The sequence below is a fragment of the Streptomyces sp. NPDC093568 genome, assembly GCF_044764945.1.
Lineage (GTDB): Bacteria > Actinomycetota > Actinomycetes > Streptomycetales > Streptomycetaceae > Streptomyces.
Genome location: NZ_JBIWJD010000001.1, coordinates 948,972 through 973,690 on the forward strand (window position 1 = coordinate 948,972; position 24,719 = coordinate 973,690).

At 72.6% G+C, this 24,719-nt stretch carries 22 protein-coding genes and 1 pseudogene; 12 read left to right on the forward strand and 11 right to left on the reverse strand.

Annotation, left to right across the window (positions count from 1 at the left end; genetic code table 11):
* Positions 1–239 precede the first annotated feature (239 nt).
* Complete coding sequence (locus ACIRD7_RS04050) at positions 240–638, forward strand: hypothetical protein (protein ID WP_403449396.1); 399 nt, start codon at positions 240–242, stop codon at positions 636–638.
* A gap of 36 nt (positions 639–674) precedes the next feature.
* Here ACIRD7_RS04050 and ACIRD7_RS04055 read toward each other — a convergent pair whose 3' ends face one another.
* From ACIRD7_RS04055 to ACIRD7_RS04065, 3 genes are all read right to left on the reverse strand, one after another.
* On the reverse strand, positions 675–1,004 hold the full coding sequence (locus ACIRD7_RS04055) for a deoxyxylulose-5-phosphate synthase (RefSeq protein WP_403449398.1): 330 nt from the start codon (positions 1,002–1,004) through the stop codon (positions 675–677).
* A 36-nt stretch (positions 1,005–1,040) separates the two neighbouring features.
* Positions 1,041–2,324 carry an MFS transporter gene (locus ACIRD7_RS04060; RefSeq protein WP_403449401.1) on the reverse strand — a complete coding sequence of 428 codons (1,284 nt, stop codon included), beginning with the start codon at positions 2,322–2,324 and terminating at the stop codon, positions 1,041–1,043.
* Positions 2,325–2,404: 80 nt separating this feature from the next.
* On the reverse strand, positions 2,405–3,346 hold the full coding sequence (locus tag ACIRD7_RS04065; protein ID WP_403449404.1) for an AAA family ATPase: 942 nt from the start codon (positions 3,344–3,346) through the stop codon (positions 2,405–2,407).
* Positions 3,347–3,527: 181 nt separating this feature from the next.
* Between ACIRD7_RS04065 and ACIRD7_RS04070 the strand changes: the two genes are divergently transcribed.
* From ACIRD7_RS04070 to ACIRD7_RS04085, 4 genes are read left to right on the forward strand one after another with little or no spacing between them, the layout of a single operon-like run.
* The gene (locus ACIRD7_RS04070) at positions 3,528–4,064 is read left to right on the forward strand and encodes a GNAT family N-acetyltransferase (RefSeq protein WP_403449407.1); all 537 of its coding nucleotides are present in this window, start codon (positions 3,528–3,530) and stop codon (positions 4,062–4,064) included.
* A 39-nt stretch (positions 4,065–4,103) separates the two neighbouring features.
* The gene (locus ACIRD7_RS04075) at positions 4,104–5,564 is read left to right on the forward strand and encodes an ABC transporter substrate-binding protein (RefSeq protein ID WP_403451641.1); all 1,461 of its coding nucleotides are present in this window, start codon (positions 4,104–4,106) and stop codon (positions 5,562–5,564) included.
* Positions 5,565–5,579: 15 nt separating this feature from the next.
* A complete protein-coding gene (locus ACIRD7_RS04080) occupies positions 5,580–7,355 on the forward strand; it encodes an ABC transporter permease subunit (protein ID WP_403451643.1) in 1,776 nt (591 codons plus the stop codon).
* Positions 7,352–8,584, forward strand: a complete 1,233-nt coding sequence (locus tag ACIRD7_RS04085; RefSeq protein ID WP_403449409.1) for an MDR family MFS transporter — start codon at positions 7,352–7,354, stop codon at positions 8,582–8,584. Before ACIRD7_RS04080 ends, ACIRD7_RS04085 begins: the two co-directional genes overlap by 4 nt.
* A 140-nt stretch (positions 8,585–8,724) precedes the next feature.
* On the opposite strand, the gene ACIRD7_RS04090 is transcribed toward ACIRD7_RS04085, so the two are convergent.
* Positions 8,725–9,483: a CDP-alcohol phosphatidyltransferase family protein gene (locus ACIRD7_RS04090; RefSeq protein WP_403449412.1), complete on the reverse strand. Its 759-nt coding sequence runs from the start codon at positions 9,481–9,483 to the stop codon at positions 8,725–8,727.
* A 108-nt stretch (positions 9,484–9,591) separates the two neighbouring features.
* Between ACIRD7_RS04090 and ACIRD7_RS04095 the strand changes: the two genes are divergently transcribed.
* The 5 genes and pseudogenes from ACIRD7_RS04095 to ACIRD7_RS04115 all read left to right on the forward strand — a co-directional run.
* Positions 9,592–10,575 carry a dehydrogenase gene (locus ACIRD7_RS04095; RefSeq protein WP_403449415.1) on the forward strand — a complete coding sequence of 328 codons (984 nt, stop codon included), beginning with the start codon at positions 9,592–9,594 and terminating at the stop codon, positions 10,573–10,575.
* A 151-nt stretch (positions 10,576–10,726) separates the two neighbouring features.
* On the forward strand, positions 10,727–11,125 hold the full coding sequence (locus tag ACIRD7_RS04100) for a 6-pyruvoyl trahydropterin synthase family protein (RefSeq protein WP_403449418.1): 399 nt from the start codon (positions 10,727–10,729) through the stop codon (positions 11,123–11,125).
* A complete protein-coding gene (locus ACIRD7_RS04105) occupies positions 11,122–12,330 on the forward strand; it encodes a glycosyltransferase family 4 protein (RefSeq protein ID WP_403449420.1) in 1,209 nt (402 codons plus the stop codon). The genes ACIRD7_RS04100 and ACIRD7_RS04105 overlap by 4 nt, the downstream gene beginning before the upstream one ends.
* A gap of 113 nt (positions 12,331–12,443) precedes the next feature.
* The gene (locus ACIRD7_RS04110; protein ID WP_403449423.1) at positions 12,444–13,391 is read left to right on the forward strand and encodes a class I SAM-dependent methyltransferase; all 948 of its coding nucleotides are present in this window, start codon (positions 12,444–12,446) and stop codon (positions 13,389–13,391) included.
* A pseudogene (locus ACIRD7_RS04115) lies at positions 13,388–14,500 on the forward strand (lysylphosphatidylglycerol synthase transmembrane domain-containing protein); the annotation flags it as partial. The gene ACIRD7_RS04110 and the pseudogene ACIRD7_RS04115, both read left to right, overlap by 4 nt.
* Positions 14,501–14,649: 149 nt before the next feature.
* Here ACIRD7_RS04115 and ACIRD7_RS04120 read toward each other — a convergent pair.
* Positions 14,650–15,438 (reverse strand): creatininase family protein, encoded by a 789-nt coding sequence (locus ACIRD7_RS04120; RefSeq protein WP_403449426.1) that lies wholly within the window; start codon positions 15,436–15,438, stop codon positions 14,650–14,652.
* A gap of 41 nt (positions 15,439–15,479) precedes the next feature.
* On the opposite strand from ACIRD7_RS04120, the gene ribA reads away from it, so the two are divergent.
* On the forward strand, positions 15,480–16,148 hold the full coding sequence (gene ribA, locus ACIRD7_RS04125) for a GTP cyclohydrolase II (RefSeq protein ID WP_403449429.1): 669 nt from the start codon (positions 15,480–15,482) through the stop codon (positions 16,146–16,148).
* Positions 16,149–16,275: 127 nt separating this feature from the next.
* Positions 16,276–17,421, forward strand: coding sequence for an NAD(P)/FAD-dependent oxidoreductase (locus tag ACIRD7_RS04130; RefSeq protein WP_403449432.1), 1,146 nt, complete (start codon positions 16,276–16,278; stop codon positions 17,419–17,421).
* An 11-nt stretch (positions 17,422–17,432) separates the two neighbouring features.
* On the opposite strand, the gene ACIRD7_RS04135 is transcribed toward ACIRD7_RS04130, so the two are convergent.
* The 6 genes from ACIRD7_RS04135 to ACIRD7_RS04160 form a co-directional block, all read right to left on the reverse strand.
* Positions 17,433–18,668 carry a serine hydrolase domain-containing protein gene (locus ACIRD7_RS04135; protein WP_403449435.1) on the reverse strand — a complete coding sequence of 412 codons (1,236 nt, stop codon included), beginning with the start codon at positions 18,666–18,668 and terminating at the stop codon, positions 17,433–17,435.
* 66 nt (positions 18,669–18,734) lie between these two features.
* Positions 18,735–20,084, reverse strand: a complete 1,350-nt coding sequence (locus tag ACIRD7_RS04140; protein ID WP_403449438.1) for an MFS transporter — start codon at positions 20,082–20,084, stop codon at positions 18,735–18,737.
* Complete coding sequence (locus ACIRD7_RS04145; RefSeq protein ID WP_403449441.1) at positions 20,081–20,674, reverse strand: TetR/AcrR family transcriptional regulator; 594 nt, start codon at positions 20,672–20,674, stop codon at positions 20,081–20,083. Before ACIRD7_RS04145 ends, ACIRD7_RS04140 begins: the two co-directional genes overlap by 4 nt.
* Before the next feature lie 53 nt (positions 20,675–20,727).
* Positions 20,728–21,843: a glycosyltransferase gene (locus ACIRD7_RS04150; RefSeq protein WP_403449444.1), complete on the reverse strand. Its 1,116-nt coding sequence runs from the start codon at positions 21,841–21,843 to the stop codon at positions 20,728–20,730.
* A gap of 54 nt (positions 21,844–21,897) precedes the next feature.
* Positions 21,898–23,151, reverse strand: a complete 1,254-nt coding sequence (locus ACIRD7_RS04155) for a nucleotide sugar dehydrogenase (RefSeq protein ID WP_403449446.1) — start codon at positions 23,149–23,151, stop codon at positions 21,898–21,900.
* 77 nt (positions 23,152–23,228) lie between these two features.
* Positions 23,229–24,689 (reverse strand): glycosyltransferase family 4 protein, encoded by a 1,461-nt coding sequence (locus tag ACIRD7_RS04160; protein WP_403449449.1) that lies wholly within the window; start codon positions 24,687–24,689, stop codon positions 23,229–23,231.
* Positions 24,690–24,719: the final 30 nt, after the last annotated feature.

A 24,719-nucleotide genomic window follows, 5' to 3' on the forward strand; every position in this document is an offset into this window, starting at 1 on the left:
GCGGCGCAACGAGATCAAACTATCGGCACCCACTGACAACGCCACCGACACCGGGCGACGGCCGCGCCCGTGAGCCTCGGGAGACGGCGCGGTGGGCGGTCATGCCGAAGCGTTGTGACGTACGCACTGACTGACGGGCTCTCGAAAATGTGTATGCCTGGGGACCGTGGCCTGGCACCATGAGGCGCCGCACCGATGCGTCTTGCCGCGGGCCGAGCGCCCTGACCGAAGGGGATTCCATGGCGGACTGGATCTACATCCTCAATCCGCGCAAGGACACCTTGGACGGGGAGCCGTCCGACAAGGAGACGATGCGGCAACTGGCGGAGGAGGAGCCGGAACTGGAGCTCTGGCTCAGCCGTCGCTACCGGATGCGGCCGGGCGACCGCCTCTGGTTCTTCTTCGCCCAGCCGGAATCGGCGGTCGCCGCGGTGGCCGAGGTCGACGAGGAACCCTGGGCGGACGACGAGGACCCCGGCGTTCCCTACCTGGTCGCGGTGACCATGATCACCGAGGCGACAAAGGCGCTGTACCGCGAGCCGGTGAGCCGCGAGGAACTCGGACTGGGCCAGGTGCGGTCGGTACAGAAGGTCAAGCCGGAGGCGTTGCCGGTGCTGCTGGCACGTTCGGGGCTGTGAGACTGCCGCGATGAACGCCGGTGCCCGGGGTGTGGGTCAGCGCAACTCGGGACGGGCGAGTGCCCGTGTGAAGGGTTCACCGGTGCGGCGCGCGTAGGCCATCCGCTCACGCACCTCCCGCAGGGTGCGCGGGCGGTAACCCGGCCCGCCGCAGCAACTTTTGTGGAACCGGACGCCTGCGTGCAGCAGCACGGACAGGGTCCGCCAGGCCGCGAGGTCCCGGCGTCGTGGCGCGGCGAAGGCGGAGCCGACGTGAATCAACGGCTCCGCACAACGGGGGCAGATCCGCCGCCTGTCCCTGCCGTACGGCTGCTTGTAGGAGACCCGGCAGGGCAGGCAGACGTACGAGGTCTTCGCGTGGGCCATGCCGCCAGGGTAGGCGGCCGCCGGACCGAACTCGACTCAATTGCAGGCCGCGCGACCCTGTTGGTCAGCGGGCTTCCCGCTCTCGGTGGTCACCCGTGCCCCTCGCAAGAGCACCGGGAGCCACAGCAGACATGCCAGCAGGGGGACCGCGGCGTACGTGGCCATGCCCGCACTGGAGCCCAACCCGTCCATGAGCGCGCCGAGGACGAGATAGCCGATGCCGATGAGCGCCGACTCCACGAACGCGATCATCGACAGCAGGCTCGCCCGGTGGCGCGACGGCACTGCCTCGTTGAACACGTTGTCCACGATCACGGCTGTGATCTCGGGAATTCCGACCAGGAGCAGGAACGCGGCGATGGTGACCCGGACAAGGCCGAGGCCGCTCAGGCCGAGCGCCACGGCGAGTGTCAGGAGGGACACCGGGACGATGGCCCGATATCCGATGCGCCGGTCCGCGCGGTCCGACAGCAGGGGAGTGAGCCCGCCGGCGAAGAATCCCGCCGATATGACCGCGCTGACCAATGCGGTGCCCGCTCCCTGATCGGAGAGGGTCTTCTGCGTGAAAATGATGTACGGCGTCAAGGTCGCATGCATCAGTCCGGACACCACGACGAGCGTCACCAGCGCCGGTGTGGCGACCCGAAGCATCGCCCGCCATGCTGTGGCGTCGCCGTGCCGCTCCTGAGCTCCGCCCCGCTCGTCCACCGCGTCCGCGCCGCGGATCTCGGGCACTCGTGACATCAGCACCACCACGGCCAGGACGAGACACGCGGCCGAACCTACGTAGACGACTCCCCAGGAGAACTGCTGCAGTTGGCCGCCGAGGACGATGGCGGCTCCCGAGGTGACCGTCCCGAGCATGGTGAACCGGGACTTGATCCTGACGTAGCCGGCCGTCGCACCACGGCGCACGAGCAGGTCGTACAGCAGGGCGGTGTCCGAACCGGACACACATGCCATGCCCACGCCCTGCCCGATGAACAGCGCCAGGAACACCCAGTAGTCGGAGAACGCCACCTGACCGAGCAGACATCCGGCGATCAGCACCTGGCCGATCACGATGCTCGCACGCCTGCCGATTCGGTCGGCGATGACTCCCGTCGGCAACTCCGCAATTCCGCTGACCAGGTAGAGCAGTGTCTGCAACAGGGCCACTTGCGCGGCGGAGAAGCCCCGCTGATAGAGGAAGAGGACGAATACGCCGCGCTGGAACAGCGAGTTGGCGAGCACGGCGTATACGTAGAACGGGCGCGTGACGCCTCGTGCCGCATCGTCGACCGCAGCCGACCCGTGGGCGGCCTCCGTGGTGCCGGTCATGCTGCGGGCCCCCCTGGTGACTCGGCGATCATTGGGCCGAATCATGGCAGAAGCGGGGCGAGGGGCCCCGGGGAGCTGAGTCAGCGCCCCGGGCCTGGTTCGAACTCCGGGTCCACTTGGGCCGCGAGGTCGTGGCCCATCCTGTCGTTCGCCCAGGCGCGGGCATTGCGCAGGTGGAACTCGACCGCGTGGCGGTGGGTGGCGGGCCAGTCCTTGGGCTGAGCGTCGACCGCCTCGCGCAGCACGTTCAGCGCATGCACGTTCTCCGCCTCCAGATCCCCCCGCTCCCGCCCCTGTTCTCCCGCCCGCACCCACGACGACTGGACGAGATGCGTGAGAAGGTCGTCGCCCACCTCCTCCTTGAGGAACATGAGGTCGTCCTCGCCCGTCACCTTGTTGCCGACCACCGCCACACGGACGCCGAACTCCTCCGCGTGGTCGCGGTACTGGCGGTACACCGAGACGCCCTTGCGTGTGGGCTCCGCCACCAGGAACGTCAGGTCGAAGCGGGTGAACAGGCCCGACGCGAAGGCGTCCGCGCCTGCTGTCATGTCGACGACCACGTATTCGCCGGGGCCGTCGACCAGGTGGTTCAGGTAGAGCTCGACGCCGGCGAGCTTGGAGTGGTAGCAGGCCACCCCCAGGTCGCTCTCGTCGAACTCGCCCGTCACCATCAGCGGGACGTCTCCCACGCGACGTACGTGCCGTGTGTGCAGTTCGTCGTCCCCGAGGAGGGTCAGGAGGCGGGAGCCCCGGCCCGGTGGGGTGGTCTTGACCATGGCGTCGGCCGAGGGGATGCGCGGGTTGGTGCCGCGCAGGTAGTCCTTGATGTCCCGGACGTGGGCGCCGAGGGGCGGGGCGTCCAGGGCGTCGCCTTCATGGCCCAGGGCCGCCGCGAGGTGCTGGTTGATGTCGCCGTCAATGGCCAGCACGGGGGCCCCGGAGCGGGCCAGATGGCGGGCGAAGAGTGCCGACAGGGTCGTCTTGCCGCTGCCGCCCTTGCCGACGAACGCGATGCGCATCAGGAACCGCCTGCCGTCGGTGCTAGGGTACGCTTGTTGAAAATGGATGTCATGTGAGTAGATTGTCGATGGCTGGCGAGCGGTGTCAAATCGCTTGGGCCGTACGGGGGTTGTTGGCGTGTCCCATCGCTGTGCGGGTGCTGTGATCACCCGTTCGGTGCTTAATGCATATGATGTGCAAGTGCGTGATTACAGCATTAGGGCGGCGAGCCCGGACGACCTCGACGGCGCGCGGGCCCTGATGCTCGACACCGTCTACCGCGACTTCGGCACCGGCTACGTGCCCCGCTGGCACGCGGACATCATCGATCCGGCCGCCGCCTATCTGGCCCCGCCCCGGCACACCCTCCTCGTCGCGCTCGACCCGCGCGACAACGGTGTCGTCGCCACCGCCGCCCTCGACTCGCGCGGCCCGGCCCACCCGCCGAACCCGCGCGACCTCGCCGAGCGCTACCCCTGCGGCACGACCGCCCAGCTGCGCCGCGTCTACGTCCGTCCCGGGCACCGCAGGCGCGGCCTCGCCCGGCGGCTCGTGCGCGAACTGCTCGCCTTCGCCGCCGCCGACGGCGGCTACCGCGCCGTCTATCTGCACACCGACCCCCAGGTGCCCGGCGCCGAGAGCTTCTGGCGCTCACTCGGCAAGGTCGTGCACGACGAACGGCAGGACACCCACGGCGGCAACGACGTCGTCCACTTCGAGATACCGATGGAGCGCTAGACCGTGCGACGCCGCATACCCCCGATCCTCGCCGCCCTCATGCTGGCCCCGGCGCTCGCCGGCTGCTTCGCTTCCAACGGCGCCGGTGAAACAGGCAACCCCGCCGACGCCGCCTCCCGGCTGCGCGTCGCCCTCGCCTTCCCGCCCGCCGAGAACCTCTCGCCGTACGGCGCCGACGCCACGATCCTGAGCCGCCTCGGTGTCACCGAGGGGCTGACCGCGCTGGACGCGAACGGCGCCGCCACTCCCGCCCTCGCCGCCTCCTGGCGCCAGGAGGACGACCGCACCTGGCTGTTCACCCTGCGCGAGGCCACCTTCCAGGACGGCTCGGAGGTCACCCCGGCCGCCGTCGCCGCCTCCCTCACCCGCGCCACCGAGGCCAAGCCCGCCCCGGCCGCCCTCGCCGGCGTCACCCTCACCGCGAAGGCGGAGGGCGCCACCGGCGTCCGGATCACGACCGGGAACCCGGACCCGATCCTGCCGCTGCGGCTGTCCAGCCCCTCCCTCGCCGTCCTCTCCGCGAAGGCGTACAAGAACAAGGACGACGTCGATCCGGTCGGCACCGCCACCGGGCCCTACGCACTCACCAAGGTGATGGGCGCCACCGCGGCCACCCTCGACCGCTACGACGACTACTGGGGCGGCCGCGCCCAGGCCCCCGGCATCGACGTGAAGTTCGTCGCCGACGGCACCGCCCGCGCCAGCGCCCTGCGTACCGACCAGGTCGACCTCGCCGAGTCGGTCCCCGTCGCCCAGGCCGCCACCCTCGACAAGGCCGGCCGCAAGGCGACCGCCACCACCCGCACCACCAGCCTGCTCCTCAACAGCGAGAAGGGCCCCTTCAAGGACGCCGCCCTGCGGGCCGCCGCCCGCCGCGCCGTCGACACCTCCGTCCTGGCCAAGGGCGTCTACGAGGGGTACGCCGACGCCGGCGCCGGCATCTACGGGCCCGCCGTCACCTGGGCCGAGGGCAAGCGCACCGCGCCGGTCGGGCGCGCGAAGCCCGGGAAGCCCGAGGGGACGCGCATCACGCTCGCCACGTACGACAACCGGCCCGAACTGCCGGAAGTCGCCCAGGTGCTGAAGCAGCAGCTGGAGAAGGCCGGGTTCGCGGTCACGCTGGAGGTGCGTGAGTACTCGCGGATGGAGAGCGACGCGCTGGCCGGGAAGTTCGACGCGTTCGTCCTCGCCCGCAACACCCTCGTCGACACCGGCGACCCCGTCTCCGTCCTCGCCAGCGACTACACCTGCGACGGCGGCTACAACATCGCCCGGCTGTGCGACAAGGACGTGGACCGGGCCGTGGCCGACGCCGAGGCGGCCACCGAAACCGCTGAGCGGCAGGACGCCGCGATGGCCGCCGAGGCCCGCATCCTGGGTACCGACGCCGTCGTACCGCTGGTCCACCAGCGCATCATCACCGGCGTCGGGACGTCCGTGCGGGGCGAGATCCTCGACCCGTACGAGCGCACCCTCGTCGGCATCGGCACCCGGCGCTGACCCGTGCCGCACCGCATGGCCACCCTGCTGTGGCGGGCCGGGATCGCGGCCGCCCTCGTCACGGTCATCGGTGTGCTGCCCTGGCTCTCGCACACCGACCCCGCGCTCACCGTCCTCAAGGCCCGCTCGGCGGACCGCGACCCCACCCCCGAGGTGCTGGCGGACATCCGCGCCCAGCTCGGCCTGGACGACGGCCCGTTCCGGCTGCTCGGTGACTGGCTGGGCGGGCTGTGGCGCGGGGACGCCGGACGGTCGTGGATCTCCGGCAGCGAGGTCACGCCCGACGTGCTCCAGGCGTTGGGCGTGTCCCTGCTGCTGATGGCGGTGGCCTTCGTGGCCGCCGCCCTCACCGCCGCGCTGATCTGCGCCCGCACGCTGTGGCTCGGGGCGCACCGGCGACTGGACGGGCGGCGCGCGGGAGGCAGCGGGTCCGCCGTGCTCGCCGCGCTGCCCGAGTTCCTCATCGCGTCCGTCCTCGCCACCGTCGTCGGCGTGCAGCTCGGCTGGCTGCCCGCGCTCGGCTGGTACGGCTTCCAGTGGACGATCCTGCCCGCCCTCGCCCTCGGCCTGCCGGCCGGCGCCGTCCTCGGACGGCTCCTCGACGACCTGCTGCCCGGCGCCTTCACCGAGCCCTGGGCGCTCGCCGCGAGCGCGCGCGGACTGCCCGGCCGTACGGTCGCCCGGCAGGCCGTGCGCCGCTGCCTGCCCGGACTGCTGCCCAACACCGGCCTGTTCGTCGTGGGGCTCACCGGCGGCGCGGTCACCGTCGAGCAGATCTTCGACATCCCCGGTCTCGGCCGCACCACCCTCCAGGCCGCCCTCGCCCAGGACCTGCCCGTCCTCCAGGCCGGCACGCTCGCCCTCGTCCTGCTCGCGGCGGTGGCCGCCGCAGCCGCCCACCTCCTCACCCGTCTGCTGATCGGCCCGGCCCTGCGCGACGGCGCGCTGCCGTCCCTGCACCGGCCGGCACCGCCCGCCCGCGGCATCCTGCCCCTGGTCCACGGCGGCCTGCTCCTCGCCGTCATCGCCCTCGGCCTGCCCCGCGACCCGCTGGCCCTGGACACCGCCGAGCGGCTCGCGGCGCCTTCCCCGGCCCACCCGTTCGGCACCGACGCGCTCGGCCGGGACCTCCTCGCCCGGGTCGCGCACGGCGCCCTCGACACCCTGCTCCTCGCCCTCGCCATCACCGCCGTCACCCTGCTCACCGGGGTCGCGCTCGGCCTGCTGCCCCGGCTGTCGGGGCCACTCGTCGACACGGTCACCGCGCTGCCACCCGTCCTCGTCGCCCTGCTCGTCACGGCGGTCGTCGGCAGCGGCTCCGCGACGCCCGCGCTCGCCGTGGCCGCCGTCGCCTGGACACCGCTCGCCGCGCACACCTCGGCCCTGCTGCGGCAGGAACGCGCGTCCCTCCACCTGACGGTGACCCGCGCACTGGGCGCCGGCCCCTGGTACCTCCTGCGCCACGAGCTGCTCCCCGCCGTCGTCCCGCCCGTCACGCGCCACGCCCTGCTCCGCCTGCCCGGCATCGCCCTCGCGCTCGCCTCGCTGGCCTTCCTCGGCCTGGGCGCCCAGCCGCCGTCCCCGGAGTGGGGCCTGCTCCTCGCCGAGAACCAGCCCTACGCCGAGCGCGCCCCGTGGGCGGTCCTCGCGCCCGCCGCCGTACTCGCCCTGCTGGGCGCGCTGGCGGTGACGGCGGCCGGGGGAGTCAGGCGTCGAACCCGCGGGACGGAGCCGATCGCCACCGCGCCCGAACCCAAGCCGGAGACAAGGGAGTTGGTGGCCACCCGATGATCGGTGCGTCCTCCGTACCCGGCCTCCGCAAGGCGACTTCGGACCGGCCCCGCCTCTCTCCCCTCCTCCGCCTCCTCATCCTCACCCAACTCGCCTTCAACGTCGGCTTCTTCGCCGTCCTCCCCTTCCTCGCCGAGCATCTCGGGCAGGCCGTCGGGATGGCCGGCTGGCTGGTCGGGTTCGTGCTGGGGCTGCGGACCTTCAGCCAGCAGGGGCTGTTCGTGGTGGGCGGGGCGCTGGCCGACCGGTACGGGATCCGGCCGGTGGTGCTCACGGGGTGCGTGCTGCGGATCGCCGGGTTCGTGTGGCTGGGGTACGCGAGCGAGACCTGGGCGGTCATCGGGGCGGTGCTGCTGATCGGGTTCGCCGCCGCGCTGTTCTCGCCGGCCGTGGAGTCCGAGGTGGCCCGGCAGGCCGTGCTGTGGGAGGAGTCGGGCGCGGGCTCCCGTACCCGCGTCCTCGCACTGCTGACGGTGGCCGGGCAGGCGGGCGCGTTCGTGGGACCGCTGCTGGGCGCGCTGCTGCTGTCGGTGGACTTCCGTACGGTGTGCCTCGCCGGCGCCGGGATCTTCGTACTCGTCCTCGCCGGACACGCGTGGCTGCTGCCGCAGCACATACCCGGGCGCGGCGGAGTCGAGTTCCGGGGCGGCCTGGGCAAGCTGCTGCGCAACCGCCGCTTCCTCGCCCTGTGCTGTGCGTACGGCGCCTATCTCCTCGCCTACAACCAGCTGTACCTGGCCCTGCCCGACGAGGTGGAGCGCGCCACGGGCTCCCAGGCGGCGCTGGCCTGGCTGTTCGCCCTGTCCTCACTGCTGGTGGTGGTGGCCCAGCTGCCCGTCACCCGCTGGGTGGGGGAGCGGCTCACCCTGCGCCGGTCCATGGTGGCCGGACTGCTGCTGATCGCGGCGGGCTTCGCGGTCGTGGCCGCCGCCCGGCCCGCCGACCGGACCGGCACCGCGGGCCTGCTGCCGGCCGCCGGCTTCGTCGTCCTGCTCACCCTCGGCCAGATGCTCGTCGCCCCGGTCGCCCGCGCCTGGGTCCCCGACCTCGCCGAGGAGGGCCGCCTCGGCCTCTACACCGGCGCGCTGTCCTCGATCTCCGGCCTGATAGTCCTCATCGGCAGCTCAGCGACGGGAACCCTCCTGGACACCACCTTGCCAACGGCGGTGCCGTGGCTGGTACTCGCGGCGGTGCCGGTGTTGGCGGTCGGGGTGTTGCCGCGAAGGTAGGCGGAGTCCAGGGGGTTGGGCAGCGCAGCGGCTGGGTTCCGAGTCGGCCATTGCCGGGATCGATGTGCGGCTCCGCCGCGCGGGCGCCACCAGCCACAGCGGACCCGCAGACAAGGGACGGCATACCGGGGCAGCCCCCTTCAGGAAGCCACCAGCTCCCGCACCTTCGGCACCGAGACCTTCAGCGTCCGAGACGTCCGGTACAGCCAAAGGATGTCGCGGCCGAACGACCAGACCAGCGCCGCCAGTGCCGTCGCGGCGATCGCGAAGGTCGCCGCGTACGGGAGGTAGTCGGACGCGGCCAGGAGCAGGAACACGCCCTGCATCGCGGCCACCGTCTTGCGGGCCGTGCTCGGGGGGAGTGCGGCGTTGAGCCAGGGCCACACACGGGCCGCGGCGACGAAGGCGTAGCGCATGGCGCCGATGAGCAGGACCCACGGCCCGAGCGACATCGAGACGTACACGCTCAGCACCAGGATCAGGAACGCGTCCACCTCCATGTCGAAGCGCGCGCCGAGCGCCGTGGAGGTGCCGGTGCGGCGGGCCACCTTGCCGTCCACGCCGTCCAGGATCAGCGCCACCGCCGTAAGACCGACGAAGAGCGTGACGGGCGGCGAGCTCTGGAAGGAGTCCGCGACCAGGGCGGTGACCCCGCCCACCAGGGTCGCGCGGCCCAGCGTGACCCGGTTCGCCGGGCCGAAGGAGCGCAGCCCGGAGCGGTGCAGGGCCAGGGACAGCAGCGCCCACGTCGCGACGGCGAACACCAGTCCGGTCAGCCAGCCCGCCGGCCCCATACCTATCGCCGAGCCGAGCATGGCCAGCAACAGGATCTGCACGCCCGCTCCCACCGCGGTCTCCTGCTGGACCAGCCTCGCGTCGTAAGTGTTGTTCAGGGCCACCGCACATTCCTCCGGCCAGATGACAGAGACGATCAAGGCCGCGTACTGTGCGCGACCTGTGCACACCTCCGTACGTGCACGGCTTCACGATCGTTCAGGAGGATCCCGATGAACCGCGCCGCACGTGCGTTCTGGCTCAGCTCCCCGGGCGCGGGAGAACTCCGGGACGTCACCCTGCCGGAGCCCGGCGAGGGCGAAGTCCTGGTGCGGTCGCTGTACTCCGGAGTCAGCCGGGGCACCGAGACACTCGTGTTCCGCGGCGGGGTCCCGCACAGCCAGCACGCCGCCATGCGCGCCCCCTTCCAGGAGGGCGAGTTCCCCGCCCCGGTGAAGTACGGGTATCTCAACGTCGGGACGGTGGAAGAGGGGCCGTCCGAACTCGTCGGCCGTACGGTCTTCTGCCTGTATCCGCATCAGACGCGCTACGTCGTCCCCGCGAGCGCCGTCACCGTCGTACCCGACACCGTGCCCGCCGCCCGCGCCGTCCTCGCCGGCACCGTCGAGACGGCCGTCAACGCCCTGTGGGACGCCGCGCCCCTGATCGGCGACCGGATCGCCGTGGTCGGCGGCGGCATGGTCGGCTGCTCGGTGGCCGCCCTGCTGGCCCGCTTCCCGGGCGTGCGGCTTCAGTTGGTCGACGCCGACCCCGGCCGGGCCCAGGTCGCCGAGGCCCTCGGCTGCGACTTCGCCGCGCCCGAGGACGCCCTCGGCGAGTGCGACCTGGTCGTGCACGCCAGCGCCACCGAGCAGGGCCTCGCCCGGTCCCTGGAACTGCTCAGGGCGGAGGGAACGGTCGTGGAACTCAGCTGGTACGGCGACCGGCAGGTCGGCCTGCCGCTCGGCGAGGCCTTCCACTCCCGCCGGCTGGTCATCCGCAGCAGCCAGGTCGGCACCGTCTCCCCGGCCCGCGGCGCCACTCGCGGCTACGGCGACCGGCTCGCCCTCGCCCTCGACCTGCTCGCCGACCCCGCCCTGGACGCCCTGGTCACGGGGGAGAGCCCGTTCGAGGAACTGCCCGCGGTGCTGCCGAAACTCGCCTCCGGGGAGATCCCGGCGCTCTGCCACCGTGTCAGGTACGCGGACACGCCCTGACGGACTCGTTCATTCCCGGACGACAAGAGCGCCTGACCTGAGAAAAGAGTGAGAGAGCGCTGAACAACGGGAAGCGAAGAGCCGTACTACACGACATCCCCGGCAGCCATCAGCGGGGATGAGGAGCGCACCGCACCTGGAGGGTCGTCCGTTGTTCAGCATCACCGTCCGCGATCACATCATGATCGCCCACAGCTTCCGCGGCGAGGTCTTCGGACCCGCGCAGCGACTGCATGGAGCGACGTTCCTGGTGGACGCAACGTTCCGGCGCGAGCAGCTGGACGACGACAACATCGTCGTCGACATCGGACTGGCCACACGGGAGCTGGGCGCGGTCGTCGCCGAGCTGAACTACAGAAACCTCGACAACGAACCCGAGTTCGACGGGATCAACACCTCGACCGAGTTCCTGGCCAAGGTGATCGCCGACCGGCTCGCCGAGCGGATCGAGAAGGGCGCGCTGGGCGAGGGCGCCAGGGGGCTGGCCGGGCTCACCGTCACGCTGCACGAGTCGCACATCGCCTGGGCGAGTTACGAGCGTGCGCTGTGACCGACGTGACGCTGGAGAAAGACACGACCGCGCGGAACCCGGAGAACGTCACACTCGGCTTCGTGCCCGTGCAGCACTCCGTCCTGAAGAACGCCGAGATCATCCCCATGTCCCTGCGCTCCGTGCACTTCGTCCTGCCGGGCGGCGTCGACGACCCGGCCGCGCCCAGCGGCGGCAACGCCTATGACCGGCGGGTCTGTCTGGACCTGCCCGGCTTCGGGTGGCAGGTGCACAAGCACGCCGTGGACGGCAGCTGGCCCCGGCCCGGCGCCGCCGCCCGCGCGGAACTCTCACGGACGCTGCGCGAGTTCCCCGACGGCACCGTCGTCCTGCTGGACGGCCTCGTCGCCTGCGGAGTACCCGAGATCATCGTCCCGGAGGCCGAACGGCTGCGTCTCGCGGTCCTCGTCCACCTCCCGCTCGGCGACGAGACGGGCCTGGACCCCGCCGTGGCCGCGGACCTGGACGCCCGGGAACGCACGGTGCTGCGGGCCGTCCCCGCCGTGATCGCCACCAGCGACTGGGCCGTGCGCCGGCTCGTCTCCCACCACGGCCTCGCCCCCGAGCGCGTCCATGTCGCCGCCCCCGGCGCCGACATCGCCCCCCTCGCGGCCGGCACCGACGGAGTCTCCCGCCTGCTGTGCGTGGCCGCGGTGACCCCGCGCAAGGGCCAGCACCGGCTGGTCGAGGCCCTGGCGGCGATCACCGATCTGCCGTGGAGCTGTGTGTGCGTGGGCGGGCTGAACCAGGACCCCGAGTACGTGGCCGACCTGCGGTCCCTGATCGCGAAGCACGGCCTCGAGGACCGGCTCGTCCTGGCGGGTCCGCAGTCCGGCGCCGAACTCGACGCCAGCTACAACAGCGCCGACCTCATGGTGCTCACCTCCTACGCCGAGACGTACGGCATGGCGGTGACGGAGGCCCTGGCGCGCGGCATCCCGGTGCTCGCGACCGACGTCGGCGGTCTCCCCGAGGCAGTCGGCCGCGCCCCCGACGGCGGTGTCCCCGGCATCCTCGTCCCGCCGGAGAACCCCGCCGCGATCGCCGTCGAACTGCGCGGCTGGTTCGGCGAGGCGGACGTGCGACGCCGGCTGAAGGCGGCCGCCCGCGGTCGCCGGGCCGCACTGAACGGCTGGGCCGGCACGGCCCGCAGCCTGGCCTCGGTCCTGGGCCGACTGCCGAACGAACCGCGGAGGGCGGCATGAGGAATCCGGCGACGACACAGACCGGCGGCGTGGTCCCGGCCCAGCCGGGCCCCAGGGACGTGACGGACGCGGCGGCCGGACCGCAGCGCGGGATCGTTTCAGCGGAGGGTGACATGAGTGGCGTGTCCATACCGGCGTCCGACGACGACGCCGTGATCCTCGGCGCCGGTCCCAGCTTCCGCCCCGGCGAGCGGGCCACCGTACGACTGCGGGACGCCGGGCCAGAGGATCCGCCCCGCTACGCGCCCGAGTGGCTGGAGCTGCGGGAGAGCGCCGACGCCACCGCGCGCGCCCACGACCTGCTCGACCCGCTGCGCATCCGGCTCGCCAACCTGCCCGGCCGGGCAGGGGGGGTGGTCATCCACGACATCGGCTGCGGCACCGGCTCCATGGGCCGCTGGCTCGCGCCCCACCTGGACGGCGCCCAGCACTGGGTCCTGCACGACCGCGACCCCTACCTGCTGCACTTCGCCGCCGTCGCCTCCCCGCGCTCCGCGGCCGACGGCAGCCGTGTCACGGTCGAGACGCGCCGCGGCGACGTCGGCCGCCTCACCCCGGACGCCCTCAAGGGCGCCTCGCTGGTGACGGCGTCCGCACTGCTCGACGTCCTCACCCGCGACGAGATCGACACCCTCGCCGCCGCCTGCGCGGGCGCGGGCTGCCCGGCGCTGCTGACCCTCTCCGTCGCCGGACGCGTCGAACTCACCCCGTCCGACCCGCTGGACCAGGAGATCGCCGAGGCGTTCAACGCCCACCAGCGGCGCTCCGGCCTGCTGGGCCCGGACGCGATCACGGCGGCGGCCGAGGCCTTCTCCGAGCACGGCGCGACCGTGCAGGTGCACCCGAGCCCCTGGCGGCTCGGACCCGGTGAGAAGGCGCTCACCGCCCAGTGGCTGCGCGGCTGGGTCGGCGCGGCGGTCGAGCAGCGCCCCGAACTGCGCGAGCGCGCCGACCGCTACCTGACCGAACGCCTCGCCGCCTGCGCGGCGGGCGAGTTGAGCGTCGTGGTCCACCACAGTGACCTGCTCGCGCTGTGCCGGCCGAAGGGCGGGGCGGCATGAGCGTGGAGACGGTGGCGACGGCGCCCGCGGCCCGCAGGGCCGCGAAGGCGCGACGCCGGCGCGCGAGCCGCGGCGAGGCCTCGGTGGTACGTCCGGACGCCGACGCCGTTCCGGCTTCGCGGGAATCCGCGCCGGTCGCCCCGTTCCTGACGGTACGCGCCGACGCCCCCGTCTCCCCGGCCACCTCGCCCGCCCGCACAGGCGTCGTCGTCACCGAGCCCCGCCCGCAGGCGGCGCCCGCCACGCCTGCGCGCGGCCGCCTGCGCACCGTCCTGTCCCGCCTCAACACCCCTGCCGTCCGCACCCACCTGGGCACGGCCGTCGGCGTCGCCATCCTCGTCGTGCTGTTCTGGCGGCTGGGTACCGGCGTCTTCCTCGACGGACTGCGGCGGATCGACGCGCCGGCGCTCGCCGGGGCGCTCGGCATCGGGGCCGTCACCACCGTGTTCAGCGCCTGGCGCTGGCAGTTGGTGGCGCGTGGGCTGCGGATCCGGCTGCCGCTGTGGCCGGCCGTCGCCGACTACTACCGGGCCCTGTTCCTCAACGCGGCCCTCCCGGGCGGCGTCCTCGGCGATGTCCACCGCGCGGTGCGGCACCGACAGAGCGCCGGTGACCTGGGACGCGGGGTCCGCGCGGTCGTGCTGGAGCGCACCGCCGGCCAGCTCGCCCTCGCCGTCGTCGGCGCGGGCGTCCTGCTGACGATGCCGTCACCGGTGCTGAACCAGGCCCGGGACATCACCCCGCTCGTCCTGTTCGCCGGCGTCGGCGCGTTCGCCGTGGTCGCCGCCGTGCGCATGAACCGCGCGCCCTCCCGCCGCGAGCGCACCCACCCGACGGCGCTGCGCTCCACCCTCGACGAGGCACGCGAAGCCCTGGTCTCCCGCCGCAACGGCCCCGGAGTCGCCGTCTCCTCCGTCGTCGTGCTCGCCGGACACCTCGGCATGTTCGTGCTCGCGGCCCGGATCGCAGGCTCCGGCGCCTCGGTCGCCGCCCTGCTGCCGCTCGCCGTCCTGGCCCTGCTCGCCATGGGACTGCCCCTGAACATCGGCGGGTTCGGCCCCCGGGAGGGCGTCACCGCCTGGGCGTTCGGCGCCGCGGGGCTCGGCGCGACCACCGGACTGGCGGTCGCCGTCGTGTACGGCGTGCTCAGCTTCGTGGCCGCCGTGCCGGGGCTGCTGGTCCTGGTCGTCCGCTGGTACGCCGGGGTGCGCGCGGGATCCGGATCCGCCGCGACCGTGGCGGACCCGGAACCCAGCGGCTATTTTCGTGCGTCTCCCGTGTCCGCTACGGAATCGTCCGCGGAGGTCAGCAGTGACACATACGCGCCGAAGGAATCAGCGAGGCTCGCCAGCAGCCGCTTCCCCTTTTCCGCGGAACCCAGCGAAGGACGGCCGATGACACCGGAATCGGTATAGCCGGACATACCGAGGGTCAACAGATGACGTCGGTCGTCAGCCACGAAATCAGAAGTCTCATAACCGGGTCGGATCAATTCGGGATGAGCGTGCAGAAGGATGGAGGTCTCGATTTCCCCCGCGTGCATGTCGGTGAGCAGCGAGGTCACCACCCCCGCCCGCTCCCGCGCCGCCTCCCAGTCCTCCGGGGCCGGGAACAGCGCCATCCGCTCACCGCGCGCGGAGGATTCCTGAACGACGTTGCCCAGTACGTAGTTTCCGCCGTGCCCGTTGACCAGCACCAGGGCGTCGACGCCCGACCGGCGGAGCGAAGCCGCAATGTCCCGTATCACCGCATGAAGGGTCATGGAAGAGATGCTGACGGTCCCCGGCCACGCCGCGTGCTCGTGCGAGCAGGAGATCGTCACCGGCGGAAGGAGGTGCACCGGGTGCGCCGCGGCGATCTCGCGCGCGATGGCACAGGCCACCAGCGTGTCGGTCGCCAGCGGAAGGAACGGGCCGTGCTGCTCGAAGCTTCCGACGGGAAGGACCGCCACCTGTCGTGAGACGCCCGCTCCCCGCGTCCGTACGTCCTCGGTGGTGTCCGCCGGTACCAGCGAGTGTGCCGCCGGCCGCGTTTGCGAACCACTCATCTTTTCACGGCCTTTCGTCTCTGCTTAGGAACTGAAGAATCATGACAGATAAAATTGGCGTCCTCGGCAAGAAGTCCGCGCAGCGGACGCAGCGTTCCGGTGTGGAGCGCGTGGTGAATGCACCGTTGCCCACCGTGTACGGGGAATTCCGTGCCATCGGTTACCTCGACCACGACCGCGGGGACGAGCAAGTCGCCCTCGTCTACGGCGAGATAGGCACGGACGACGTGCTCACCCGGCTGCACTCCGAGTGCCTCACCGGCGACGCCTTCGGCTCCCAGCACTGCGAGTGCGGCGACCAGCTGGCCTCCGCGCTGCGCGCGGTCGTCGCCGAGGGCCGCGGCATCGTCGTCTATCTGCGGGGCCACGAGGGGCGGGGCATCGGACTGCTCGGCAAGCTGCGCGCGATGGCCCTCCAGGCGGAGGGCCTGGACACCGTCGAGGCGAACCTCGCGCTCGGTCTGCCGGTGGACGCCCGTGACTACGGCGTCGCCGCAGAGATCCTGCACGACCTGGGCGTCAACTCCGTCCGCCTGATGTCCAACAACCCGCGCAAACGGGAGGCGCTGGTGCGGCATGGCATCCAGGTGGCCGAGACGGTTCCGCTGCTGATCCCGCCGTGCGAGAACAACATCACCTATCTGCGGACCAAGCGGGAGCGGCTCGATCACCACCTGCCGCACCTGGACGCGGTGGCGCACCTGTCCTGAATCCGGTGCGCAGGGCGGGCGGTGCGCGGTCGGCCGACAACGGCGTCTTCGAGGGTTCTCCAGGCTCACGTCCTGGTATCGATGGCCTCGCAGGGGTTCAGGTCGAATCGGTCGAGGAGGTCCGCCCGTGAACTTGCACGCGAGCGTCGTCGTCATCGGGGGCGGTGTGATGGGCACCAGCATCGCCTACCACCTCGCCCGCGCGGGCGTACGGGACGTCGTCCTCGTCGAGCGGGACGAACTGGCCTCCGGCTCCACCTCGAAGGCGGCCGGCGGGGTGCGCGCCCAGTTCTCCGACGCGCTGAACATCCAGCTCGGGGCGCGCAGTCTGGAGGCGTTCGAGCGGTTCGAGCAGGACACCGGGTACGACATCGGGCTGCACCGGGTCGGCTATCTGTTCCTGCTCTCCACCCCGGAGGACGTCGCCGGCTTCGAGGCGGGCGTCCGGCTGCAGAACACGCTCGGCGTGCCGAGCCGGATGATCGACCCCGCGGAGGCCCGGCGGCTCTCCCCGCTGATCTCCACCGACGGGCTGCTGGCGGCCGCGTTCTCCCCGGACGACGGCCACTGCACCCCGGAGGCCGTCGTCCACGGCTACGCGTCCGCGGCCCGCGCGTACGGGGCGCGGATCTTACGGCACAACGACGTCACCGGCATCGAAGTGCGCGGCGACCGCGTCACCGCGGTGACGACGACCCTCGCCCGGATCACCACCGACACCGTGATCTGCGCGGCCGGCCCCTGGTCCCGGGCGATCGGGGCGATGGTGGGCGTGGACCTGCCCCTGGTGCCGCTGCGCCGGCAGATCGCGGTCACCGAACCGGTCACCGGACTGCCGCGGCGGCTGCCGATGACGATCGACTTCACGACCAGCCTGTACTTCCACTCCGAGGGCCCCGGCCTGCTCCTCGGCATGTCCGACCCGGACGAGCGTCCCGGCTTCGCCACCGACACCCACGAGCGCTGGATCCCCCGGCTGACCGCGGCCATGGAACAGCGGGCCCCCGCCCTGCTCGACCTGCGTCGCACCGGCGGCTGGGCGGGCCTGTACGAGGTCACCCCGGACCACAACGCGCTCATCGGCGAGGCGACTTCGGTGTCCCGGTTCCTGTACGCGACCGGCTTCTCAGGCCACGGCTTCCTCCAGGGACCGGCCGTCGGCGAGGTCGTCCGCGACCTGTACCTCGGCCGGGCCCCCTTCGTCGACGTCGGCCCGCTGAGCGCGGGCCGGTTCGCCGCACACGCCCCGCGCCCGGAGGCCAACCGCGTCTGAGCGGCGGGCACTCACTCGCCGACGAGGGCCTCGTGCACGAGCCGTTTGAGGTCCTGGAACATCGTGTGCGAGGTCCGCGGCCGCACCTGCGTCATGAACTGCACCGTCAGGTCGTGACGCGGGTCCACCCAGAACGTGGTCGTCGCGACCCCGCTCCAGCCGTAGGAGCCGAGGACCGTCGGGGCCTTCGTGCGGGCCGGGTCGATCACGACGGAGACACCGAGACCGAAGCCGACGCCGTCGTTGCCGGGTTCGTCATGGGCGGGGCGGCTGCCGAAGGCGCGCAGGTCGGCGCCGCCCGGGAGCTGGTTGGACGTCATCAGGTCCACGGTCTCGGGGGCCAGCAGCCGGGTTCCGTCGAGTTCGCCGCGGCGGCGCAGCAGCTCCATGAAGCGATGGACGTCGTATGCGGAGGCCGCGAGACCGCCGCTGCCGGACAGGAAGCGGGGGCGTCCGCCGCGCAGCGGAAGGCCGGGGATCGGCTCTATACCGCCGTCCTCCGTCTCGCCGTACAACTCGGCGAGCCGGTCCGCGTGTTCGTCGCTCACCCAGAACCCGGCGTCGGTCATCCCGAGCGGCCCGCAGATCCGCTCCGCGACGAACTCGTCGAGCCGCTGCCCGGACACGACCTCGACGACCCGGCCGAGGACGTTGGTGGCGACCGAGTAGTTCCACTGCGTGCCCGGCTCGAACTGGAGCGGCAGGCTCGCGTACACGTCGACCGTCTCGGCCAGGCCGGAGCCCGGCAGCACCGCCGACTCCAGGTTGGCGTCGCGGTAGAGGGCGTCGACGGGATGCGTGCGGTAGAAGGCGAAGGTCAGCCCGGCGGTGTGGGTCATCAGATGCCGGACGGTTATCGGCCCGTCGGCGGGGCGGGTCACCATGTCGGCGCCGGATCCGCTCACGTACACCCGCGGCTCGGCGAAGGCGGGCAGGTGGCGGCCGACCGGGTCGCCGAGCGCCAGCTTGCCCTCCTCGACCAGCAGCAGCGCGGCGACCGAGGTGACCGGCTTGGTCATGGAGTAGATCCGCCACAGCGTGTCGGCCTCCACGGGCAGCCCGGCGGCGACGTCCCGGTGGCCGTACGCGGTGAGGTGGGCGACGCGTCCACCGCGGGCGAGGGCCACCAGGTAGCCGGGCAGCCGCCCCTCGTCGACATAGTGGGCGAAGTACTGGTCGAGGCGGTCCAGCGCCTTCGCGTCCAGCCCGACCTCACCCGGGTCGACCTCTTGTGTCAGCAGTGCCATCGCTCTCCTCCGAATACGTACGACGAGGGTGCGCTCCGGCATACCCCGCCGCAACGTCCTCTGATCTCATCGTTGCGCAGGAACACGAATACGGTCCGAGGAATGGCCATGATCGTTTGACGTGGGCGTCGGCCGCCCCGGAAGCCCACGGCTCGCGACCGCTCCGGCCAGGGCGAGCGCGGCGAGGACGCCGAGCGGCGGCGCGGGGTCACCGCCGGCTCCCATCAGGGCGGTCGCGGCGGCCACGCCCAGGACCGGTCCGACGTTCATCGCGGTCTGCTGGAGCCCGCCGGCCACCCCGGCCGACTTCACGGCGGCATGCCGTACGACGACATGGGTCGCCGCCGGCAGCACCGTGCCGAACCCGGCCCCCACCAGGGCGAACGCCGCGCACAGGACCGGGACGGCCGAGGCGCGGGACAGCACGAGGATCCCGAGCGCGAGGACCGCCATCGCCACCATGGTCGTCCGCCGGGCCCCGACCCGGCGCAGCAGCACCGCGCACAAGGGCGCCGCGAGCACCATCGACACGGCCAGCGGAAGGCTGACCAGGGCGCTGCGGAACGGGTCCAGGCCGAGGACGTCCTGCAGCAGGAAGGTGCCGGCGAAGAGCGCGCCGGACAGCGCCGCCGAGGCGGCCACCAGCATGCCGAGCGCCGAGCCGACCGCCGAGGAGCCGATCACGTCGCGGGGCAGGAGCGGGCTCGCGGTGCCGCGTTCGTGCCGGACGAAGGCGACGGCGGCGACGGCGGCCGCCGCGGCGGTCCAGAACCGGCCCGGCAGTGCGACGAGCGCGTGCACCAGACAGGCCAGGGTGATCGCGAGCAGGAGGGCGCCGGGCAGGTCGAGCCGGACGCCGGAGACCGTGCGCGCGGGCCGTACGGCGAGGGCGAGCACGCCGAGGACGAGAGCGGGGACGACGTTCAGCAGGAACACGGCCCGCCAGCCCGCCCCCGCCACCAGCGCACCGCCCAGCACCGGGCCCGCGGCGGCCGCCACCCCGATCGCGGCGGTCCGTACGGCGATGGGCGTGCGCAGCCGGTCGGGCGGGAACGCGGCCCGCAGCATCCCGAGCGTGGCCGGTTGCAGCAGCGCCCCGAACACGCCCTGCACGACCCGCAGTCCGATCACCCAGCCGACGCCCGGCGCCAGGGCGATGCCCGCCGACGCGGCCCCGAAGCCGAGCATCCCGACGCCGAACAGGCGCTGGTGGCCGTACCGGTCGCCGAGCCGCCCCGCGAACACCAGCAGGCTCGCCACCGCGATGAGATAGCCGGTGCTGGTCCACTGCACCTGGGCGAAGGAGGCGCCCAGATCGCGTTGCAGGGTGGGCTGGGCGACCGTAAGCACGGTGCCGTCGAAGGCGACGACCACGGCTCCGACGACGCTGTTCACGAGTACGAGGCGCCTGTTCACTCGCCCTCCGGCCCGAGGTGCGCGTCGAGGACCGACCGCAGCACGGGTGTGAAGTCGTCCGCTCCGGTGGCCAGTTGGAGGCTGCCCCAGCCCCACAGCTGGGCGACGCCGTGCAGGCCCGCCCACAGCGCGCCCGCGGCGAGACGGGCGTCGGCGTCGGGCCGTGCCCGGCCGACCAGGTCGACCAGCCGGCCGAAGAGCGGAAGGCTCGTGTCCCGCAGCCCCAAGTGGCCGCTCTCCAGCAGATCGTGACGGAACATCAGCTCGTACATCCCGCGATTGCCGAGCGCGAACTCCAGATAGACCCGCGCCAAGGCGGCCACCTGTGCCCGTGGCTGACCCGCGCCCTCACCGGCCGCCGCCGTCGCCCGCGCGGCCAGCTCCTCGAAGCCGCGGCGGGCGATGGCCGAGAGAAGCTCCAGGTGGGTGGGGAAGTAACGGCGCGGGGCGCCGTGCGAGACGCCGGCCCGGCGGGCGATCTCCCGCAGGGTGAGCGCCTGAACGCCCTCCCGCGCCACGAGCTCGACACCGACGTCGACCAGCCGGGCTCGTAGCCCCTGGTCGGATTCCTGTCCCCGCGAAGTCTGCACAGACAGTGTCTACCATGGCGAGGTAGACACTGTCTACGCGCCCGTCGCCCAGGTCAGGGGGCGGACGCCTCCTTCACCCAGGACTCCAGGCACATCACGAACTCCGTGGCCCGGTCGGCCCAGTTGAGGTCGGCGAGCGCCGCTTCCCAGCCGCGGGCGGCCGCGCGGCGGCGCATCTGCCGGTCGGCCCGCAGATGCCGTACGGCCCGTGCCGCGGTGACCGGATCCTCGTAGGGGACGACGAGTCCGCAGCCGTAGCGCTCGACCAGTTCGGCCGCGAGCGGGGTGGGCGTGGTGACCACCGGGACGCCGTGGGCCATGTACTCCACGGCCTTGGTGGGCCGCGAATGGCGGTAGTTGGGCTGGTCCCTCAGCAGGGAGAGGCCGGCCAGGCTGCCGGAGAGCAGGTCGAGGGCGCGGTCGTTGGGCAGGTACCCGTACCAGCGCAGTACGCCCTCCCGGTCGGCCTCGGTGAGCGGCCCCCGCATGTCGGGGTCCGCCGCGCCGATCACCTCGACCCGGATGTCCGGAGCCAGCAGCCGCGCCGTCTCGATGAGCTCCAGCGCGCCCCGGGCCCGCGACAGATGCCCGAGGTAGACGGCCCGGTCGTCACCCGGCGGCTCGGGCGGCTCGGAGGGCACCGTAGCGAAGTTGCCGACCACGGGATGCGCCCGGCGGAACCGCCGCTGGTAGGCGTCCTCGGCCAGGAGCAGCCGCAGGTGACGTTCCGCCACGCGCTCCGCCGCCCGTACCGCCAGCCGCAGGGGCGGCCGCAGCGGCCGGGGCAGCCAGCGCTTCATCACCAGCGCCGCCGCCGTGTCCTCGTGCACGTCCCACACCGTGACCGGCACATGTCCCGCCCGCCGCCAGCGGCGCAGGGTGCCGGGCAGGGTGAGCAGCAGCTCGGGGTCGTGCAGCAGGACGACGTCCGCCTGCGGGCCGCGCTCGGCGAGCAGGGCGCGCGCCGCGCGCAGCGCCGCCCGGCGGTCCCGGCCCGCGGCCCGGGGCAGGTCCACACCCTCGACGTACGGCCGCGGCGGCGTCTCCCGTGCCGCGAAGGGCGCGGCGTACACGATCCGGTGGCCGTGCTCACGCAGGGCGGCGATCTCCCGGTGCAGGATCCGGGCGTCCTCGGGGTGGTGGACGACGGTCACGACGAGTATCCGCATCACAGCACGCACCTTTCGACTGCCCCGAGAAGCACGGCCCGGCGGGCCGGACGGTCACAGCACCTCGACCCCGGGCCGGAACACCCGCCCCCGGGTGTCGAAGAGCAGCCGGGCCGCGTCGCCGAGGGCCGGCAGGTCGTAGGCCGAGTGGTCCTGGAGCAGGATCGTGAGGTCGTGCTCGCGCACCGCCGCCACGACGTCGGCGACCCGCGGGACGCTCTCGCCGTCCACCGACCACAGCCGCACATGCGGATCGTGGAAGGAGATCTCCGCCTCCCGCTCCCGCAGCAGCCGCGCCACCGGCACCGCCGGCGACTCGCGCTGGTCGGCCACGTCCGGCTTGTAGGTGACCCCGAGCAGCAGCACCTTCGAGCCGTGCAGCGGCCGGCCCGCGGTGTTGAGGAGGTCCTGGGCGCGGCGCACCACGTACTCCGGCATCCGCCGGTTGATCTCCTGGGCCAGCTCCACGAAACGGAACTCGTACCCGAGCGACGAACGCACCTTGTACGACAGGTAGTTGGGGTCGATCGGGATGCAGTGTCCGCCGACGCCGGGGCTGGGCCGGAACGCCTGGAAGCCGAACGGCTTGGTGCCCGCGCAGCGGATGGCGTCCCACAGGTCGACGTGCAACTCGTGGCTGATCACGGCCAGTTCGTTGACCAGCGCGATGTTCACGTGCCGGTAGGTGTTCTCCAGCAGCTTGGCCATCTCGGCCTCGCGCGTGCCCTTCGCCTGGACGACGGTGTCGACCAGCTTGCCGTAGAAGGCGACCGCGCGCGCCGCGCACGACGGGGTGCAGCCGCCGACCACCTTCGGTGTGGTGCGCAGCCCGTGCGTGCTGTTGCCGGGGTCGATGCGCTCCGGTGAGAACGCGAGCGCGACGTCCGAGCCGACCCTGAGTCCGGACTCCTCCAGCAGCGGCCGTACGACCTCCTCCGTCGTGCCCGGATAGGTGGTCGACTCCAGCACGACCAGTTGTCCCGGCCGCAGCCGGCCCGCGACCGTGCGCACCGCGGACTTCACGGCGCTCAGATCGGGCCCGCCGTCGTCGCTCAGCGGAGTCGGCACACAGATCACCACGGTCTGCGCGCGGGCCAGACAGGCGTCGTCCGTGTAGGCCGCGAAACCGGCGGCGAGCATGCGCCGGACGTCGTCGTCGGAGACGTCGTCGACATGGGAGTGTCCGGTGTTCAGCGCCTCGACGACCCGGGGGTCACGGTCGAGGCCGACCACTCTCAGTCCGATCGAGGCCGCCTCACGGGCGAGGGGCAGTCCGACGTAGCCGAGCCCGATCACCGCCAGTTCCACGCGATCGGGCGCTTCCGCTTCGCCGGGCGATTCGCTCTCTTCCCCGAGCGGTCCAGTCTGTTCGACCTGCATTGGGCTCACCCCGCATCAAGGCTGCCGAGGGTGCGGTACGCCTCACGGGTTGTGGCGGCGACCCGCTTCCAGGTGCGGTCACGCGCGACCATCGCGCGGGCGGCTGCTCCCCATTCGGAGCGCCGGTTTCGACTGTAAAGGACTATTTCCAGCTCATCAGCCCAGGAATGTGGTGATTCGGGCTTGACCAGCCGTCCGTTCACCTCAGGTTCGACCAGTTCCCTGAGCGCCGCGACATCGCTCGCGACGACGGGAACACCGCTCGCCATCGCCTCCACGGGCTTGAGCGGGGTCACCAGATGGCAGACCCGTTCGTCGGTGCGCGGTACCGCGAACACGTCCAACACGGCGTGAAAATCACGGACTTGAGAGTGCGGCACCCGACCGGTGAACAGAACGGTCCCGTCGTCGAGACCCAGCCGCGCCGCCAGCCGCTCCAGCGCGGGACGCTCCGGGCCGTCCCCGACGATCAGCAACCGCAGCGGCATTCCACGCCGCCGCAGCTCGTCACCCGCATGGAGCAATGTGTCAATGCCCTCGAGCGGGGTGAGCGAGCCGACCGTGCCGACCACGAACTCATCCGGAGCGATACCGAGCCGGGCCCGCAGGGGTGCCCCGTCCGGCGCCGGACCCAGGAACGCGTCGTCCACCGCGTTGGGCACGATCAGCACCCGCTCCTCGGGCACGCCCCGGCCCACGATTTCGGCCTTCATCGCCTCGCCCAGCGTCAGCACCAGATCGGCCTCGCGCATGCAGTACGTCTCCAGGGCGCGCCGTGCCCGGTACGTCTCGTCGCCCCGCCCGCGCCCCGGCGCCTGCGTCAGCCACGTCTCCTCCAGAAAGCCCCGCACCTCGTAGACCACCGGCAGCCCGAACGTCTCGCGCAGGGCGAGTGCCACGCGCCCGTTGCCGTGGTCGCTCGCCGCGTGCAGAACGGCGGGCCGCAGCCGTTCCACCAGGCTGGCGGCCAGTTCGGCGTTGCGTGCCAGTGCCGCGGCCTGCCCGTACGGCAGCCACGACGGCAGCAGCCGGTGCTGCGGCACCCGGCCCACGTGCTGTCGCGGGCGGGCGTCCAGCACGCCGGCCGTCACGGGGAAGCCGATCCGCGTCATGACCTGCGGGTCCAGTCCGGCCGCCAGCTGGGCCTCGGCGAGCTTCTGGGTGCGCACGGTGTAGCCGGCGTGCCGGAACGGCAGCCCGTTGGTGACCAGATGGAGCACCCGGCCCGGCACGGGGCGGAACGGGAAGCCGGAGGGCGCGGGCACCCGTGCGGCGGAGGGCTTCGCGACGGGCCCGGCTGCGTCGGCACGCCGGGTCAGCCGCCGTTCCACCGGCCGCAACCAGCGCCGGGCACGCCCCGGCAGCAGCCGTAAGGCGAGCAGAGCCGCCCGCCAAGGATCCTGACGCAGCTCGCCAACTGCGACGGAGACAGCCAGACTGAGGGCAAGAGGGACATTACGTGACATAACGCCAAGGTAGAGCCGATGCCGGGCAAC